Source organism: Oxynema aestuarii AP17, assembly GCF_012295525.1.
Taxonomy (GTDB): Bacteria; Cyanobacteriota; Cyanobacteriia; order Cyanobacteriales; family Laspinemataceae; genus Oxynema; species Oxynema aestuarii.
In genome coordinates this window covers 5,272,964-5,291,270 of sequence record NZ_CP051167.1, presented here as the reverse complement: position 1 = coordinate 5,291,270, position 18,307 = coordinate 5,272,964, and the positions used below count along the sequence as shown (strand labels likewise).

Here is an 18,307-nt window from a genome sequence, read left to right as displayed (position 1 = left end):
AACTAGATTGTCTCTCTTTAGTGAATTACTTGTAGCTCTTTTTCGATCCCCATCAACTCCGCTTCTAAATCTTGGAAATATCCGTCTAATGTCCACCCAATTTCGCGATCGCCCAGCTTTAACTGGATGCCACAATCGAGATCCGAGGATTCTACAAATTCGACCGATTCCGAATCGAGTAAGCTGCACTCTTGTAACCGATCGATTAACTGCTGTCGGGTTGATTGGGAGAGCTTAAAACTGGTACGAATTGCGATCGCCTGTCCGGAGTTTCGGATCGATCGCGCGATCTCGTCTCGGTCTCGTTCGTCCAATTGTTTTAATTGTCGGAGGAAAACATCGATGGCGCGGTTTTGTAATTCTTCATCGGCGAAATCTTTTAAAACTCGACGGGCGATCGTATAACTTTGGCGGACGAGTTCGACCTGCAAGGCTTTTTCCCGATTTTCCTCGGACTCCACCCGATCGCTTTCCTCTCGATCTAGGGGAACCGTCACGCGATCGATCGCTTCCGAGACGCGATCGCGAACCCCTTGCAAATAAGATTCGATCGTCCATGCAATTTGATATCCGCCTATATTCAGCGTAATTCCGCCAATTACTCGGTCTGATGTTTTAAAATTGACATCTAACCCGTCAATCTTTAATTCTCGCCCCATTACATTGAGGAATTCCTCGTGAGTTTCCGGCGACAGCGCGAAGCGAGTGCGAATTAAGATCGGCGCGTCAGACGAGTTGAGTGCTTCGCGAATTTGCTCGCGATCGCGATCGCTCAAGTGATGGAGGCGATCGATCAGTTGGGCGATCGCGCGCTCTTCGAGATCGACATCGGCGAGATCCCGCAAAACCCGCCGGGTCAAACTGTCCGTTTCTTCGACGAGTTGATTTTGCAAGTTTTCTACAAAATAATGGCGATCGCGCCGTAACTTAGAATGCCACTGGGCGCGCATTCGATCGACTTGCGATCGCGCTTCTTCCACTAAAGACTTGCGGCGTTTTTCCGCTTCTTCCCGAGCTTCGGCGAGCCAGCGATCGCGCTGTTGCTCTAGCTGTTCTTGTTGCTGGCGGTACGATTTAGCTTCGCGGTCGGCGACTTCGCGCGATCGATGCGCCTCATTCCACTGTTGCTCGATCTGTCGATCGCGATCGGCGATCGTCTTGACAATGGGTTTGTATAAAAAACGCTGCAACAAATAAACGAGAATTAAAAAATTGATAAGTTGGGCAATAACGGTAAACCAATCAATTAACACGAATTACCCTCCACTTCGATCTAAAACATAATTCCAAAATGGATTGGCAAAAATTAAAATCATCGAGACGACAAAACAGTAAATTGCCGTGGATTCAATCAACGCCATCCCCACAAATAAAGTACGAGTAATCGTATTCGCTTTATCCGGTTGTTGCGCCAAAGCTCGCATCGCATTTGCTAACGCCAATCCTTCACCGATCGCCGGACCGATCGCTCCTAACCCAATCGACAGTCCTGCGGTAAAAATCGACATCATCCCAATTAAACTAATGTCGCTCATCGCTTTTTTTTACTCCTATTTCTTGGACGATCTTTTTTCCGATAGTTGCTCTGTACTGAAACCAAAATTAACGCTCTAGATTCGATAGCTTTCAATCGTTAACTGCTCTTCTGAGCGCGCATTCCCGAAGCAATGTAAACCATTGCCAAAATTGCAAATACATAAGCTTGAATGACGCCAATTAACAAGCCAAAAGCGCGCATGACCATTGGAAACAATAACGGCACGATCGAGAGCAAAATCGCCACCAACATACTGCCACTCATGATGTTTCCAAATAAGCGAACGGCGAGGGATAAAGTCCGCGAAATTTCGCTAATGAGTTGAAACGGTAACATGAAGGGGGACGGTTGCAAAAAATGCTTTAAATAGCCTCCCACTCCTCGATTTTTAATCCCGTATAAAGGAACGGCAACAAAGACGCATAAAGCTAATGCGGTTGTTGTCGATAACGACCCCGCCGGAGATTCGTAAATTGGAAATAAAGTCAGTAAATTACAAGTGGCAACAAAGATAAATAAAGTGCCGATAAAGGGCAAAAATTGGCTGGGTTCTTGACGACTGGCATCGCGAATTTGGTCGGCGATCGCATCTACAATAATTTCCAACAGATGTTGGCGTCGAGACAGTTTAGGTTGAACCGATAACTGGCGAGTCACTAGCCACGATCCGCCAACTAAAATTATCATCACCAGCCAAGTGTAGAGAATCGTTGCATTGAGTTTGACGATTCCAGATTGCCATAAAATAATATTGTCCGGGCTAATTTCCATCGGGTCTAAATTTGAGAATTATTAATGATACAAGTCAGACGTTAATGAGACATTAATGAGACATTTTTAGATGTTCTACTTTTTCGATCGCACCACAGCTATTATCAAAAGTAAACTAATCAAAAATCAGCCAAGAAATGGATCGAAAAATGGGCGATCGAAGGACATTCATGCAGAATGTACAGAAAGAAACATTTTTTGATAAGAGCGATCGCTTATTTCTGGATCGAAAACTTAGCCTTTTTGGGAAGTTTCAAGCTTTTCGTTAAGATGAAACGAGCTAAAATAAAACCGAGTAATCCCAGTAAGGCGCGTTGCCATTGCCCGTCTATAATTAAATAAAACCCTAATAAGGCAATCGTCAAGCGACCGATTAAACTGCCGATAATTAACTGAATTGGCCACTGTGTTGTTGGCAGTTGACGCACGGTCACCCAAAGACTACCAAAGTAAAATAGTCCTAAAGCAAATCCTCCAAAAATTGCTGTAAGGAGAGGTGAATAATCGGCGAAATATTCTGCAAAATATTCTAAGTTCATGGATTTAACCTTAAATTCTAGGTTTCGTACGTACAATATTTAAAAAAACTTTAAAATAGGCGATCGCTCGTTTAAATCGGGGAATTTTAACAGAACTAAGGTTGTTTTTCCTATCGTTCTATTCGTTCTCGCTGAATCCAATACCAAGCATTAAAACAGCCGAGAATGACCCCAAATAATAACATCATTAATGTCCAGGAATATTGACTTTCCCAGGTGCGATCGAGCCAAATTCCGATCGCCGTTCCGATTAGGGTGGGAATGGCGATCGCCCAACCGACGAGACCGAAGGTTCCCACCCAAAACCACAAATTTTCATCCTCATCGCGGCGTGCTTTTAATTTGCGTCGGGATTTTTGACGGATTTCTTGCTGAAAGCGATCGCGTTTTTTTCGGTATTTTTTTAAACCGAATTTATTGGGGCGTTTCACCAGTTCCTCCTGTAAGTTCGACAAAGCCCCGAACGAAGCCAACTTGCAATTTGGCTAAAGCCGAACGGGTTTGTTTTTCGCGATCGTCGGAGCGTTTAAACTGTTCTTCGACGGTGCGATCTAAACTTTCCAAATCTCGATCGCCGATCGCCGCTCCGGTAGAAATTAAAACCTCGCGATCGCATTTGACTAAAATTCCTTCATCGACGGCGATAAAGCTTTCGTCGCCGCTTCGATCTTCGTAAGCTAAAATACCGGGAACGAGGGCGGTGACGAAATCAATATGATTCGGCAAGATGCCAAAGGAACCGTTGTCTGCTTCTGCATTAATTTTAGTTACGATTCGATCTAAAAAGATTTCGTTTGGGAGTAAGATTTTTAAATTAATCGTCATTTTATAGAAAACTCAACTGACTCGAAAATCGCGATCGTGAGGGGAAAAGACAAAATAAATAATAAGTTGGTTTTTACTTGTCTGTCTTCCCCGGTTCGTCCGATTTTTTAACCTCGTCGATCGCGCCAATCATGTAAAGACGGCGTTCGGGGCGATCGGAAAATTCGTCATTTAAAATGCGATCGCATCCGGCTAAGGTTTCTTGTAAGGAAACTAACTTACCCGCTTTGCCTGTAAACTGTTCGGTGGTAAAAAAGGGCTGAGTTAAAAACCGTTCTAAGCGTCGGGCGCGTTCGACCACTTGGCGATCGCTCTGGGAAAGTTCCTCGATGCCCAACATGGCGATAATATCTTTTAATTCTTGATAATTAGCTAGGGTTTGTTTGACCGCTTGAGCTGTTCGATAGTGGCGTTTTCCGGCGATCGTGGGGGTGAGCATTTTCGAGCCGGACTGGAGGGGATCGACGGCGGGATAAAGCCCCTGACTAGCTCGTTTGCGCGACAGGACAATCGAAGAAGAGAGATGTCCGAAGGTGTGGACGGCGGCGGGATCGGTAAAATCGTCGGCGGGCACGTAAACCGCCTGCACCGAGGTAATGGCGGCGCTGGCACTGTTGCTGATGCGTTCTTCCAACTCGGACAGTTCGGTGCCGAGGGTCGGTTGGTAGCCGACGCGGGAGGGGAGGCGGCCCATCAGTCCCGAGACTTCTTGTCCTGCTTGGATGAACCGAAAAATGTTATCCATCAATAACAAAACGTCTTGTTGGGCGTCGTCGCGGAAATATTCGGCCATGGTCAGGGCCGCGTGACCGACGCGGAAGCGGGCGCCGGGGGGTTCGTTCATCTGCCCGAAAATGAGAACGGTATTGTCGAGAACCCCCGCCTCTTTCATATCGCGATAGAGTTCTTCGGCTTCGCGATTGCGTTCGCCGATGCCACAAAACAGGCTGATACCTTCGTAGTGAGATACCATGTTATTAATCATTTCGGTGATTAAAACGGTTTTGCCGACTCCCGCACCGCCAAACAGTCCGGCTTTGCCACCCCGTTCGAGGGGAGCGAGCAGGTCGATCGCCTTGATCCCGGTTTCGAGAATTTCGGAGGTGGTGGCGCGATCGCCTATGGGGATCGGTTTTTGATGGATCGATCGCCATTCCCCCTCGACGATCGGGGTTTTGCGATCGACGGATTCGCCAAAAACGTTGAAAACGCGACCGAGCAATCGCCGACCGACGGGGACTTGTAGCGGTTTGCCCGTGTCGGTGACCGTCGAGGAGCGGCCCAAGCCGGAAATGGAGTTGAGGGCGATCCCGCGCACGGTGCGATCGTCGAGATGACCGATCGTTTCGATCGCGATCTCGTCGTTTTCCCCCGCACTCAAGCGATGGTACAGTTCGGGGAGGCGATCGTTAAAACGCACGTCGATGACGCTGCCGCGAATGGAGATAACTTCGCCTCGGTTGGCTGGCAATGCTTGAGATTCACTCACGATCGCTCCGGGTCTAGCTACACCAGAAGCGATCGCCTCCGGGTTGCAATTCACTCTCGCCTCGGTCGGTTCGCTTCTGTTATGCTTTACCTCTACCAAAATATATTGATTCGGTACATCTTCCCAAGGGCAGAGACTCGATATCCATAAGGGGGATTTGCGATCGCCGAGTCATGGCTTTGAAGGTTAAAAATTTTCTTGCTTTTCTTGGCAATCCTGCTGTTTGACCCGCCGTTCTTGTTCGGCGATCGCCCGGTGATGGGAGGCTTCTCCCGCCAGATCCGCACAGCGATCGTCGAGTTCGGCTAACACCGGAAGGCGCCCGTAAAGCACCAGGGTATCCCCGGGATAGATGCGCGTGTCGCTCTGGGGTGCGCCGACGTAACGCCCGTTGGAGCGGTGAATTCCCAAAACGGTGACCCCTTCACGGGTCAGGTTTAACCCTTGTAAGTCGTCGTTAGCGAGCCAATCTTGCGGTTGTACCCTCAATTGCGTGACGGTATATTCTCCAGACAAGTGGAGAAGGCGCACGTAATCTCTCACCTCTAGCCGCGTCCACCGTCGCAACGCCGATTCGATCGCCCGGGACAGATGGCGATCGATCCACTGACTGGTGGCTCCCCGCCACAACAGGAACAGTCCCACCCCTAAAATCAGCAAGCGGACGATCCACTGTCGCGGACCGACACTGTTGAGAAACGTTAACAATAATGAAGAAATCGTCGTCACAATCCCGACATTTCCGAGCAACATCAACACCGAGATCGTCTCTCGACGGACGCGATGGCGGACGATTTGCTCGGATTCGCGGGTCGTAAAGCCGACGCCAGTTAAGGCCGATCGCGCTTGAAAACGGGCGGACTCGCGGGATAATCCAGTTAAAGTCAGTACCACCGTCGCAATACGGTTGATAAGTAATGATAAAGTCAAAACAACGAACACCGAAGCTAAAGCAGCCAAATGCAATTTCCTCCAATATTTTTCTAGTTTGGGTTGCCTTCCGTCCTCGATTGTGAGCCAAAAAAAGGGGACTCGTAAAGGCAGCAGGGGAGACTTTTACGGCAAAAAACACGGTATCTTGTGAGTAGGGGATCTCGATGCAACAAGGGATCGGCGATCGCCCTCGTTCCCATCGATTTATACATTTCTCCTTTTTAAAATGGCCAAAAATTAGGAGGTGTCCATTCGTGAACGTCATTCAAGTGAAAGCTCGATTAAAACAGGGAGTCCGGGATTTCCAACAACAGGATTTAACCGGAATTGATTTAACTGGATTTGACCTGAGTTACAGCAATCTCGCCGGGGTCAATCTCAGTTATGCCATCCTCAAACATACCAATTTAGAAGGTGCCAACCTGGAACAAGCGAACTTTAAATGCGCCGATTTAACCTATGGAAATTTAACGGCGATTCGTTCGACTGCCGCGATTTTCGTTGGAGCCAATTTGAGTTACGCCAACTTAAGCGGCGCCGATCTCAACGCTTGTAACTTCAAAAAAGCGAACTTAATTCGTGCCAATCTCTATCGTGCTCTTTTGACCAATACCGATTTCACGCAAGCCAATTTAACGGAAACTAACCTCGCCGAAGCCGATTTGAATCACACCATTCTCTACGACACCAATTTAACTCGCTCTGACCTCGAACGGGTCGATTTAAGCCAAGCCATCCTCGATAAAGTTGTTTTAGCTGATGGTACGATGCCGAGAGAGGATTAATGATGCGATCGCCACTACCAGGGTGTTTATTTCTCCTCGATCGCCATTCCATCTGCCTCAAGCGGATCTCTACCGAAAGGTAGAGGTCTATTTTTAAAGGGGCAATCTATTGATAGATGTCAGTTGGGGGTCAAAATCGATAGGCTTGAATCGTGCTGGTCAAAGGGTTGGCTTAACAATTCATCGAGATTTACTGACCGTTTGGCAAGCCATTGATTTTCAACCCAACTGAGGAAATTTTTTGCCTATGAATATCATCTTAACTTTAGGAATCGCGGCTCTCACTCTCGCCAGTTTGTTTGCTCTCAATCGGCGATCGCTCAAAACTCCATTTGCCTTGCTATCTGTGGTTGTTCTGATGGCAACGAGCGCTTTCCCGGCGATCGCGCACACTCAAGTCGCCGCATTAGGTGCCTCGGACTCGGCTCTCAATAGTCGTCAGAAACAAGCCGAAGAAACCCTCAAACTCAGTCCCGAAAAAACGCAATATAAAGGAATCGAGTACGTCCGACGCAATACCGGGGGTCAACCTCTGAGCGATCGCGAAATTCAAACTAAAATTTCATCGGATATTTCCGAAAACTTGGTCGCCAACGTCTCCAGTGGTGCGGTCATTCTATCGGGAACCGTCCAAGATCGCCAAACCGCTAAAGACATCGTTCGAGAAGTTAAAAATATTCCCGGCGTCCATCAAGTGACCTTTGAATTGGGATTGCAAGAAGTCGCCTCATAACTGACGAGTTGAGCGATTCTCAATAATTCTCAATAAGATTATTGGGGTATAACCTTTTTAGTCAAACCCGCACGTCTCCCGCTTTTTTTCCGGGATCTCGTGCGGGTTTTGACCTGGGAAGGGACGCGGATAACCCGCGTCCCTCGGAGTTTATTCTTCTTGGGAATCGAAGTCGAGAGAAACTGAGTTAATGCAGTAGCGCAAACCCGTCGGTTTCGGTCCGTCATTGAAGACATGACCCAAATGCGCGCCACAGTTAGAACAATGCACTTCAGTCCGTCGCATAAACAAACTGCGGTCTTCTTCTTCCCCTACATTTTCTGAGGCGATCGGCGCCCAAAAAGAAGGCCATCCCGTGCCCGAATTAAATTTTGTTTCCGAACTAAATAATTCGGTTCCGCAACAAATACACTTATAAACCCCTTTTTCCTTATGGTCGTGATAAACTCCGGTAAAGGCTCTTTCCGTACCTTTTTTGCGCGTTACTTGGAATTGCTCCGGGGTGAGCTGTTCTTTCCATTCTGCATCAGTTTTTTCGACGTTGTAACCCATTGGTGATTTCCTTTAAGATTGCGCGTTCGACTCAGTGGCGATCGCGATAGAACTACGCCACTTCCTTTTTCATTGTATCGCTCTTTCTCGATGCGATCGCGCCATATTTGCTCCGCAAGACTCTTATTCCGAGCCCTCGGACTCCGTTAAAGAAATTAACGGTTCTTCGGCAAATTCCCCCAAGCCAACTAATTTTAATAATTTGCCTGCTTGACCGAGTTCGTAAGACGCCTCTAAGGCATCGTACCAAATGCGCGCGAGGCGAAAGTGGGGGGTTTTCTCGCGCGATAATTCGGCAGGAGTTAACCGTTGAATTTCGCCGCGAACGGCGATCGTGCGGCTGGGATCTTCCCAATCACAAACCACCACAAACGACCATTGATAACGCCGACCGACTTGCAAAGAAACCGATTCCGGTAAGACAACCCGAACCACGCCACCGCCATCGGGTACCTCAAAAATAAGTGGCGTTCCGACCACATTTTCTGATTCTTGCCGCTCATTTTCAGTAACGATCTCGAACTTTAATTCCCAAGCTTGATTGGGGGGAATGTAGACGAAAAAAGAGGGTCTTTCCGAGAGGGTTCCGAGATTGCTAAATTCTTCAGAATTAACGGGAATTAAAGGGGTCAATTGTTTGTCACCGAGCAGACAAGTTCCACCCCGTTCGGGTTGGTACAGTCGCAAGTCAGAATCCGTGTTTTGTTCGTTGGCGATCGCGGGCGAAGTGAATGTCGGCAATACCCCGGCGGCGATCGCCCCTACCATCACCCCGCAGACTCGTTGGATCGATAAATATAAATCATTATTCATTATTTTACACCCCCTTTTCAGAAAAATCTATGGCGATCGCTTGCACGGATGCAGGCAATCGTAATCATATTTCAAACATGACTAACGAACGATATCAATATGGGGTGAAATTTGCCAAAATTTAATCGTTCCATCATCACTTCCTGTGGCGATCGTCGTGCCATCGGGACTGAAAGTCACCCTATTAATGGCCGACGCATGACCTGTAAGCGAAGTTAATTTTTCTCCCGTTTTAACATTCCAAAAACTCAGTAAATTCTGGCGATCGCCCGTCACTAGCAGCCGACCGTCCGGACTGAAAGTTAAAGATGAAATAATCCCACGAGTCCCATTTAAAACCTTGAGTTCCGTCCAGTCTTTGGTATTCCATAATTTGATCTGTCCGTCGCGAGTGGCCGTGGCCAACATGTCCCCCTCGGGACTAAAAGTAACGGCGATCGCCTCAGTCGTTTGTGGCGCAAGTCGATCGATTTGCTCGCCTTTTTGCCAATCCCACAACCCAATTGTTCGGTCGAAACTCGCCGTTGCTAAAATTGGTTCTTTGGGATGAAAGGCGATCGCATAAATCGTATCCTGATGACCCTTTAACTCAGTCATTAACTCGCCGTTTTCTACATTCCACAACTGCACGTGCGGTTCGTCGCCTTCACCACTACAGGAGGCCAAAACTTGACCGTCGGGACTGAAGGCAATATCTACAATTTCACTAAAATCGCGATCGATCGTCCAAAGTTTACGCCCTTCTTGCCAATTCCACAACGTAATTTTACCACTGCCATAACTGCTCGCTAATAAGGGGGAAGATTGCCAATTGGAAGCCTGATTGAAGGCGATCGCCCTAACAAAATCACCGTTTCCTAATAGGGTGGCGATCGCTCCCGACTCGCCGACCTGCCAAAACTTAATTTGATGGTCTAAACTGCCACTGGCGACCCACTGACTGTCCGGACTGAAGGCGATCGCGCTAATCGGGCCGTTATGACGCCGCCAGGTTTGTAATAATTTCCCGCTTTCAACTTTCCACAGATTGACGGTCAAATCCTCACTTGCCGTCGCTAAAAACTGCCCGTCAGGACTCAATACTACGTCGGTAATCCGTTCGGAATGACCCCGTAAAATATGTAAGACTTCCCCAGTTTTTGCGTTCCACACTCGGACGGTGTAATCGTCGCTACCACTGGCTAAAATCGTTCCATCGGAACTGAAATCAATACTATTAATTCGCTGTTCGTGACCCTCGAAGGAACGAACGACCTCGGTGCGATCGCGATTCCATAATAAGATATTATTATCCAGGGTTCCAGTCGCAAGTTGAAACTCGGAACGATCGGATTTTTTGTTCCCCGTTTCTTGCAAGGCGATCGCGCTGACTGAGCGAATTTCTAACAATTGAGAACGCTTTTGAGACCGGGAGCGATCGCCCGTTACCTCCCAGAAAAACACCCCATCCCAGGTATTCGCACCGATTAACATCTGGCGATCGGGGGTAAAACTGAGGGAGTGAATCGGTTTCGCTAAAATCTCCTGCCAATCGCTGAAATCTTCGACCATTTCCCCCGTTTCGAGATTCCACAAGCGAATGGTTTTATCTCTACTACTACTCGCTAAATATTTGCCATCGCCACGATAGGCGATCGCCCAAACTGCATCTTGATGGGCGATAATACTCTTTTGAAAGCGAGCTTTATTGACCCCTTCACTGATATCCCACAAGGCAATTATTCCACTACGATCGCCGACAGCTAACTGTCGCCCATCCGGGCTGTAAGCTAAGGTTTCAATTTCAGAAAAATAGTCCGGTTCTAACGTTTTTTGTAACGTCCCATCTCGATTCCAAAGTCTGAGTAAGTGACCGCCCCCTCCACTCGCTAAAACTTCTCCATCCGGGCTAAAAGCAATTGTCTTAACTGAACCTTGATGGCTCAAACGCGGAAAAATTGGAACTTCTTGCAGTTTGGCAATACTATTTGGTTCGATCTCAATATTTTGGGGTGAAACGAGATCGGAATTGTTCCGTTCTTTTAGTTTAAAAAGCAGTCCCGCGATCGCCCCCGCCACGATCGCCGCGATCGTCCCGGCAACAATCCATTTTTTTAAATCAGGTTTTGAATTAAATTCTATAGGGTGCATTTTATTTTAACTTTTAACTTTTAACTTTTTAACTTTTAGTTTTTAACTTTTAACTTTTTAACTTTCGAGATACTTGTATTTCCAGGAAACTGAAATTCCTTCCCCATTTCCATATCTATTGATGGACTTTTGCCTTTTCCCCTTCACTCCGGACTTTTCAAATTCACTCCGATCGCCGCATCCATTAATTCGAGATCGTGAATAAAATCAGAACGATATAAAGCATTGATGCGATCGTAACAAGCTTGATGGGGTGGAACGCCGCGATAGTTGACTTGGAGATTGTGGAAGCGATCGAGCAAATATCCGGCAATTTCTAAATAGCATTTCGCCCGTCCTCCGTCGGCGGTGGTCGGTAAGAGTTGCTCGACTTGAAAGGCTTCTTGAAAGTTACCGTAAGCTTGTAATAAAAAGATTAAATCTTCCGGTTGCGGTTGCGCTAAATCGACCTGCGCCCAACGCAAAATTCCTTTATTTAAAGCAACCTGATAGTGTAGTTTTTCGGAGTATAAATTATCGTGCTGACTGAGTTGATGTTCGACTAACTCGAAATAAAATTCAGCTTGGCGCACGTCGGCTTCGGGAAGCTTGCCCGTCCAGCCGACTTGTTGTAAGCCTTCTAGGAGAATAACGCGACCGAGGGCGTTTGCGGATCGGGCATTATTTAAAAACTTTTCATAAATCGATTTTGCGCGATCGAGTTGTCCTCGATCTTCGTAACGACGGGCTAAACCGACCATTAAATCAGCTTGCCGATCGCGATCGCCGATTAACTGATATTGTTCTTGAGCTTTTTCGAGTTCGCCTCGTGCTTCGTAAGCTTCACCCAAGCTGGCAATTAACTGTTGTTCGAGATTCCGTTGGAGCGGGAATTTTTGAGCTTGGCGGTATTGAGCGATCGCCTGGGAATACTGCCCGATTTGTGCCAATTTTTCGCCTTTATTAAAGTAGTCTATCCCCCACTTAGGCAAGTTGGCATAAATTCCCCAAGAAACCAACAGTAATCCGCTCGAAATCATCAACGTTCCGGCGCCTTGCCATCGGGGGGGAATGCGAGCGCTAATTAAAATATTTTCGACAATTTTTTGACCTTGTTTGGTGACGGCGCCTCCGGTGACTAAGACCAACCCTCCCGCTTGGGCGATCGTGGCGAGATGTTGGGCGAGATCGCGACCGATTTGTTGATTGGATTTAAATACTTCATAGGTGCTGACCGTAAAGCTGGCAGCGATCGCCAGACAACCGATCGAAATTCCGGTACACAACCAATCCCACAAGGAGGCGGGTTCTTCTTCGGAACCGATGAGGGTCGGGTTCAAATACCACCACCAACGATCGGCGGGCGGTTTGAGGGTGTTGCGCCATCCGATCAGTTGATTCCCCCGGGCGATCGTCAATCGCTGTTGTTTCAAGCGGCGATCGAGTTCGACGATCGCGGCGATCTGGGCTTTAGGAAGGCGATCGCGCACGCTTTCGACGCGATCGCGGGCGGCGAGTAATTCTAAAATGGCTTCGGAACTGGGACGGCGATCGGTTTCGATCGCCGTCAGAGTCCGTTCGTAATGCTCGATCGCGCGCAAGCTGTCGCGTACCGGATCGCTCAACTGCCACCACCAAAAGCTTTCCGGCGGATTCAGGCTCTGTTTCCAATGCTTCAATTCTGTATGGTTGGCGATCGCGGCGCTCTGTTGTCGCAGGCGGTTGTCGAGTTCGACAATGCGTTTGGCACTGCGATCGCCGAGTTGAGAGCGACTCCAAACCTCGTGCAGTCGATCGCGAGCGAGCAGTAGCTCTAAAATCGCCTCCCCGGTGGCGCCTTCCTCGCGATCGACGCTTTCATCGACTCGGTCGAGGGCGATTTCGTAGCGGGCGATCGCGCTATCTATCTGAGTGCGCTCGGCACTTTTGCTCTCTTGAATCTTATCCATCGATCGTTCACCCTACCCCCTTCGGCGATCTGGGCGATCGCTGTCTCCCCCCACTATAACTAGCCCAATCCTCTCAAAAAAGCAAAAAAAAGCGAGCCCGTTACGGCCCGCTCGTTCGCGTCTTAATTCTGTTGGGAGGAGGAGGAAGTATCAACGATGCGATCTGAACTGATGGAATCCGAACTTATGCAAACGGATCGATTCCCATGTCCGTAGCAGCTTTACGCAAAACGGTGATTTGTTGGTTGAAGTCGAGCAGGGTAATCCGATTGAACACCGCAGACGCACGCGGCGATAAGCTGTAGTTCGCGGGAACCGGAATCACTTCCCCGGACTTCATCCATTCCGCCAGTTGGAACCAAAAAGCCAGTTTGTTGTTATTACTCAGGACGCCGTAGGCGCGCGAAATCGGATTGTTGACTTTCTCGACCAAGTCGCGCATCGCTTGCAGTTGCGCCTCGAAGGGCATTTCTCGGATTTGATTTAACAGACCTTCGGCAAACTGCATCCGGGCGGCGCCGGGAGCGGCAGGCGTAATCGCACCGCCGAGATTTTCGTAAATCACCCACAGCAAGCCGAGTTTGTCGTCGGTACTCAAGCGCTCGTATTCGGCGAGGGTCGCGGGAACGGCTTCGAGTTGGGGATTGAAAATCGCGGTATTAAATTCGGTGGTAACAGCCATGTGTAGAACCTCTGTTGAATGTGGTTTACGGTCGTCTGTTGTTAAAGAAATGATTTGTTAGGTTAGAGATTGCTCAACCAGGAGATTAAACCCTGTCCGGTCAAGGCTTCCATCACGAGCATGGAGACGAAACCGAGCATCGCCAAACGTCCGTTGAGTTTCTCGGCATATTGGGTAAACCCGGTGCGCGATTGTTCTTGAACGTACATCTTGGGCTCGACGGCAAAGTTATTCATCAGTCCTTGTTCGTTGACGGTGTAGCCGTTCATGGGTAGTCGCTCCTGTTTGCGCTGTCTCTGTTATTAAGAAATGTAACGCATTGTAAATTTATGTTGTTGTGACTTGACTCACGGCGACTGGCGATCGCGATCGCTCAATAAGCTGAAAGGCTTGATATTAAAAGATTTCAGAGGGTAGAAAAAATTTTTTAATCGTCTCGATTTCTTCGCGATCGCCTCTTCCGGGAGCGTGGGGCGATCGCATAACTTTATAAAACTCAATTTATGGCAATTAATAGAAACTAATCTTTATAAATCGCAATAAAGCTCAAGCTATCTCAATATATCTCTAAAAATCGGCCACCGGCGATCGAGGGGAGGCGACCTCAGCTTCTCGGGATTTGAGTGGGAATCTCGATAACGAACTCGGTTCCTTCCCCCGGCTTCGAGATGCACTCCAAGCGTCCCTTATGTTGCTCGACGATAATTTGATAGCTAATCGAAAGGCCCAAACCCGTTCCCTTGCCGATCTCCTTAGTGGTGAAAAACGGATCGAATGCCTTTTGGCGGACTTCTGGAGGCATTCCCGGTCCGTTGTCGCGGATGCGAACGGCGATCGTCTTCTTATTTAACGCCTCGGTGCGAATCCAAATCGTCGCCGGGACGGGCAATTTGCGACCGTGGCGGTAGCGTTCGTCAGACTCCAACGCATCGATCGCATTGCTGAGTAAATTGAGAAACACCTGATTGATCTGACTCGCATAGCACTCCACCAAAGGCAGATCGCCAAATTCCTCCACGGTGACAATTTCGACGGGCGATCCGCCTTGAAAACGCGGTTGCAGAATCAATAACGTATTTCTCAACCCCTCCTCAATCTTGACGGACTTGAGTTCGGCTTCGTCAAAGCGGGAGAAATTGCGTAAAGACAGCACGATATCTCGAATCCGTTCGGCGCCGACTTTCATCGAAGCGAACAGTTTCTGGGTATCGTCAATTAAAAACTCCAGTTCGATCTCGTCGAGTCGTCGAGCGATCTGTGGGGTCGGTTGGGGATAACTCTGTTGGTACAGTTCGATCAAGTCCACCAACTGCTCGAAATACTCCTGAGCAAACGTCAAATTCCCAAAAATAAAACTCACCGGGTTGTTGATCTCGTGGGCCACACCGCCAACCATGCGCCCCAAACTCGACATTTTCTCGGTTTGCACTAACTGCGCTTGGGTTTGTTTCAACTCGCGCACTAACTTACCGAGTTCGTGGGATTTGGCCCGTTCTCGCGCTTCGCTTTGGCGTAGGGCCGCTTCGACTTGCTTGCGCTGTTCGATTTCCTTGTGCAGTTGGTCGTAAGCTTCTAACTGCTTGACAACCCGCTCGAAATTACGGGCGAGGAATTTAATTTCATTGCGAGGAAGGTTCGCAGGCATGGTAAACACCCCGGTGCGATCGCTCTCGGCGACCGCCTGATTGACCAGGGTGAGGGGTTTGAGAACGACGCGATGAATCGAGACCCACATTAAGATTAAAATTGCCACAATCCCGATCGCGATCGCCCCGGTCAAGGTCAAGAACATTTGTAACGTGGCGGCTTGCAGTTGGCGCAGATCGAGAATTGCGATCGCCAAACCCCGCCGTCCCGAGGTGCCGAATAAGGTATTGTGAAACGGCAAAATTTCCACTAAAACGGGTTTGCCGTCTAATTCGAGTTCGAGAAAGCGTTCCTCGCCGCTACGGGCACTGTCTTCCATCGCCGCCGCCAGTTGGGGACGCACTAAAGCGTAAGGGCGATCGTTTTTAAACGCACCGCTACGGGTAATCGTCTCGCCATCGGGAGCCACGATCGCAATTTCTCGCACCGCAGGTAAAGTCACGTAATTTTGCACCACCCGTCTTAACATCCACAGGCGTTCGGCTTCGAGGGTGCTTTCCGTGGAAAATTCCAAACTTTGGACGATCGAGCGCGCTTGTTGGCGCACTTGGGTTTGTAAGTGCGACTCCAATAACGTATAGCTAAACGATAAAGTGAATAAGCCTGCGGTAAATAGAGCGGTTCCGAAACCCGTCAGCAGTTCCCCGGACAATCCTTGTTTGATGAAAGAAGATTTTTTACTCAAGATTCCCACGCCTCAATTGCTGCATTCACCGAGGTTGCATTGAGTTGGATGTCTTCGCGAATCGACTTCCCGTGACGCGGATCGGCTTTTAACAACTCGGCAATTTTGCCGACAGCTTCTTGCAACCGACCGTTTGTCGCAAACATGCGCCGATTGAGGTCGCGATCGCCTTTTTGCAATCCGCTATAATCTTGTGCGAAGGATTCGCCCGTTTGGCCCAATTGTTCGCCGACGAACTCGAACACGCGATCGGGTTGGGTTTCCACCGCGTTCATGATGTCGAACCAGGCTAGAATGAACTGTTGCAAGGCTCGTTCTCGTTCGGCGACAAAGCTAGAACGGGCGATGACCCCATCGATCACGAGACTGTCTACTTCGGCGGTGGTAAAGACGACTTTTCCCTGAATTTCCCGGGCGATCGCCGTCAAATCCGGTTCCCACAAGACCGCCGCATCGAGGGTTCCTTCTTTCAGTTGTCTCGCCGCCACTTCGTTCGGCAAGTCCGCAATCTCGACCGCGTTCGGTTCGATCCCGTTTGACTGTAGCGCTTCGAGCAAAATCAGGTGGTTGACCGTTCCTAACTTGCAACCGATCTTTTTGCCGCGCAGTTGTTTCGCCGATTCGATTCCCGGTTTCGCGACGACCCCATCGGATCCTTGGGAAACGTTGGTGACCATGACGAACTCGGGGCGATCGCTGGTCGGATCGACTTGCATCACGTCCCACAACGACGCAAACGCCAGATCTAACTGGTTTCGCATGACGGCCCGGGAAGAGTCTTGTTGATTGTCAAAGCGAACGAATTCGACATCGAGCCCCCGTTGTTGAAACAATCCCGCCTCTTTCCCGTAAATCGCGATATCGAATCCGGGCCACGGCGTAATCCCCATTCGCAACGGCGTCAGTTCTCCTTGGGGCGAACCCAAGCAGGCATTGAGTGCGATGACGCAAAATAGAGTCAAAATCGATAGCAATAGGGGAAATTTGCGCCGTTTAACGCGCAGTTTAAAGTTAAAATTTCTTAAGAAAGCCCAACTCGACCCGAAACGGTCGTGATTGAATTTTTGCATGAGAAAATCCTCCCCAGACAATGAGGGTGAAAACGAATGTTGATGCTCCCGATAATTTTGCTGAAAAACTCAATAGCGGTTGACATCGATCGAGCGCTATTGCCCCCGATTGCTTAGTTTAGCTTCAATCGAAGCTGAGTTTCCACAGTAAAAATGTGAGCAAATTTAAAACAAAGCTTAAGAACGGGCGGATCGCTCCTATTTTGCGGTGAAGCTCGATCGCCGATCTATTATTTAATGTTGACGATGTTGACACCGACCCCGATCGATGGTTTGCGATCGCCGCGCGACGGGCGTAGTTTGACCTTTGTCGCGATCGCTTATCTTTTATTATTAGTTCCCTTCGCGATCGATCTGCCGATCGGGTGCTGGGGATTTTGGTTAATTGGGAGTAGTTTATTTTGTTTTTGTGCCTGTGTCATCAACCACAATCACCAGCATTTACCGATTTTTGTCCGACCGTGGCTGAACCAAGTTTTTAACGTCATTTTAACCCCAATTCGCGGCCATACGGCGACTCAAATCGCGATTCCCCACAATTACAACCACCATATTTATCATGGCGATCGCCGGGATTGGATGAGTCCTGAATTGGCGGGCGAAGGCTGCGGTTGCGTGCGGTGGTTGCGCTATTTAGTGAAGGCTTCTCTGCATACAGCCCACCAGAGAAAACAACCGGACGCGCCGCAATTGTCCCCCGAACAACAACAAAGTTTACAACGGGAACGAGTCGTTTTATGGCTGTTTATCGGTGCGATCGCGATCGCCAATCCCGTAAAAGCACTCTGGTTTGTCGGGGTTCCCTGGGGAATGGCCGTCATTGCTTTACTCAGCGTCAATTTTATTCAGCACGACGGTTGCAATCCGGGCGATCGCTACAATTGCTCCCGCAATTTTACCAGTTCTTTGGGGAATTGGTTATTTTTTAATAACGGCTATCATACCATCCATCATTTGCGTCCGACCCTGCACTGGAGTGAGCTTCCCGAGGCCCACGATCGCCTCGTCAAACCCCACCTCAACCCCGATCTGGACGTGCGATCGATTCTCGGGTTCTTCCTGTCGTCTTATTTATTGGCGTGGCGATCGCCGAAAATCAAAAATCCTTAAGAATCCCTCGATCCCCGAGATTTGGAATATTGTATCTTAAGAATATCGTCAGAATATCGTCTCGATCGAGGATGAGTC

Annotated in this window: 19 protein-coding genes; 3 read left to right on the top strand and 16 right to left on the bottom strand. The window is 48.8% G+C overall.

Annotation, left to right across the window (positions count from 1 at the left end; all coding sequences use genetic code 11):
- Positions 1-17: 17 nt before the first annotated feature.
- From HCG48_RS21225 to HCG48_RS21190, 8 genes are all read right to left on the bottom strand, one after another.
- Complete coding sequence (locus tag HCG48_RS21225) at positions 18-1,253, bottom strand: F0F1 ATP synthase subunit B family protein (RefSeq protein WP_168570954.1); 1,236 nt, start codon at positions 1,251-1,253, stop codon at positions 18-20.
- 3 nt (positions 1,254-1,256) lie between these two features.
- Complete coding sequence (locus HCG48_RS21220; RefSeq protein WP_168570953.1) at positions 1,257-1,535, bottom strand: F0F1 ATP synthase subunit C; 279 nt, start codon at positions 1,533-1,535, stop codon at positions 1,257-1,259.
- A 98-nt stretch (positions 1,536-1,633) separates the two neighbouring features.
- Entirely contained in the window at positions 1,634-2,308 is a 675-nt protein-coding gene (locus tag HCG48_RS21215; RefSeq protein WP_168570952.1) for a F0F1 ATP synthase subunit A, read from the bottom strand.
- Positions 2,309-2,523: 215 nt separating this feature from the next.
- Positions 2,524-2,847: an ATP synthase subunit I gene (locus HCG48_RS21210; protein WP_168570951.1), complete on the bottom strand. Its 324-nt coding sequence runs from the start codon at positions 2,845-2,847 to the stop codon at positions 2,524-2,526.
- Positions 2,848-2,957: 110 nt separating this feature from the next.
- Positions 2,958-3,278: an AtpZ/AtpI family protein gene (locus HCG48_RS21205; protein ID WP_168570950.1), complete on the bottom strand. Its 321-nt coding sequence runs from the start codon at positions 3,276-3,278 to the stop codon at positions 2,958-2,960.
- Entirely contained in the window at positions 3,262-3,672 is a 411-nt protein-coding gene (locus HCG48_RS21200) for a F0F1 ATP synthase subunit epsilon (RefSeq protein WP_210437102.1), read from the bottom strand. Before HCG48_RS21200 ends, HCG48_RS21205 begins: the two co-directional genes overlap by 17 nt.
- A 73-nt stretch (positions 3,673-3,745) precedes the next feature.
- The gene (atpD, locus tag HCG48_RS21195; RefSeq protein ID WP_168571999.1) at positions 3,746-5,164 is read right to left on the bottom strand and encodes a F0F1 ATP synthase subunit beta; all 1,419 of its coding nucleotides are present in this window, start codon (positions 5,162-5,164) and stop codon (positions 3,746-3,748) included.
- Positions 5,165-5,347: 183 nt separating this feature from the next.
- The gene (locus tag HCG48_RS21190) at positions 5,348-6,121 is read right to left on the bottom strand and encodes a TrkA C-terminal domain-containing protein (RefSeq protein WP_168570949.1); all 774 of its coding nucleotides are present in this window, start codon (positions 6,119-6,121) and stop codon (positions 5,348-5,350) included.
- 227 nt (positions 6,122-6,348) lie between these two features.
- Between HCG48_RS21190 and HCG48_RS21185 the strand changes: the two genes are divergently transcribed.
- Both HCG48_RS21185 and HCG48_RS21180 read left to right on the top strand, forming a co-directional pair.
- A complete protein-coding gene (locus tag HCG48_RS21185) occupies positions 6,349-6,879 on the top strand; it encodes a pentapeptide repeat-containing protein (protein ID WP_168570948.1) in 531 nt (176 codons plus the stop codon).
- A gap of 247 nt (positions 6,880-7,126) precedes the next feature.
- Positions 7,127-7,612, top strand: a complete 486-nt coding sequence (locus HCG48_RS21180) for a BON domain-containing protein (protein WP_168570947.1) — start codon at positions 7,127-7,129, stop codon at positions 7,610-7,612.
- A gap of 150 nt (positions 7,613-7,762) precedes the next feature.
- On the opposite strand, the gene msrB is transcribed toward HCG48_RS21180, so the two are convergent.
- The 8 genes from msrB to HCG48_RS21140 all read right to left on the bottom strand — a co-directional run bounded on the left by msrB (position 7,763) and on the right by HCG48_RS21140 (position 17,119).
- A complete protein-coding gene (msrB, locus tag HCG48_RS21175; RefSeq protein WP_168570946.1) occupies positions 7,763-8,164 on the bottom strand; it encodes a peptide-methionine (R)-S-oxide reductase MsrB in 402 nt (133 codons plus the stop codon).
- A 123-nt stretch (positions 8,165-8,287) separates the two neighbouring features.
- Positions 8,288-8,977, bottom strand: a complete 690-nt coding sequence (locus HCG48_RS21170) for a DUF928 domain-containing protein (protein WP_168570945.1) — start codon at positions 8,975-8,977, stop codon at positions 8,288-8,290.
- Between the two features lie 81 nt (positions 8,978-9,058).
- Positions 9,059-11,107 (bottom strand): WD40 repeat domain-containing protein, encoded by a 2,049-nt coding sequence (locus tag HCG48_RS21165; RefSeq protein ID WP_168570944.1) that lies wholly within the window; start codon positions 11,105-11,107, stop codon positions 9,059-9,061.
- A 143-nt stretch (positions 11,108-11,250) separates the two neighbouring features.
- Positions 11,251-13,035, bottom strand: coding sequence for a tetratricopeptide repeat protein (locus HCG48_RS21160; RefSeq protein WP_168570943.1), 1,785 nt, complete (start codon positions 13,033-13,035; stop codon positions 11,251-11,253).
- A 184-nt stretch (positions 13,036-13,219) separates the two neighbouring features.
- Positions 13,220-13,717 carry an orange carotenoid protein N-terminal domain-containing protein gene (locus HCG48_RS21155; protein ID WP_168570942.1) on the bottom strand — a complete coding sequence of 166 codons (498 nt, stop codon included), beginning with the start codon at positions 13,715-13,717 and terminating at the stop codon, positions 13,220-13,222.
- Between the two features lie 62 nt (positions 13,718-13,779).
- Positions 13,780-13,986 (bottom strand): CAB/ELIP/HLIP family chlorophyll-binding protein, encoded by a 207-nt coding sequence (locus HCG48_RS21150; RefSeq protein ID WP_168570941.1) that lies wholly within the window; start codon positions 13,984-13,986, stop codon positions 13,780-13,782.
- A 335-nt stretch (positions 13,987-14,321) separates the two neighbouring features.
- A complete protein-coding gene (locus tag HCG48_RS21145) occupies positions 14,322-16,049 on the bottom strand; it encodes a sensor histidine kinase (RefSeq protein WP_246259672.1) in 1,728 nt (575 codons plus the stop codon).
- Positions 16,046-17,119 (bottom strand): ABC transporter substrate-binding protein, encoded by a 1,074-nt coding sequence (locus HCG48_RS21140; protein ID WP_168570940.1) that lies wholly within the window; start codon positions 17,117-17,119, stop codon positions 16,046-16,048. The genes HCG48_RS21145 and HCG48_RS21140 overlap by 4 nt, the downstream gene beginning before the upstream one ends.
- A 246-nt stretch (positions 17,120-17,365) precedes the next feature.
- On the opposite strand from HCG48_RS21140, the gene HCG48_RS21135 reads away from it, so the two are divergent.
- Positions 17,366-18,229 carry a fatty acid desaturase family protein gene (locus HCG48_RS21135; protein WP_168570939.1) on the top strand — a complete coding sequence of 288 codons (864 nt, stop codon included), beginning with the start codon at positions 17,366-17,368 and terminating at the stop codon, positions 18,227-18,229.
- The last annotated feature ends 78 nt before the right edge of the window (positions 18,230-18,307 follow it).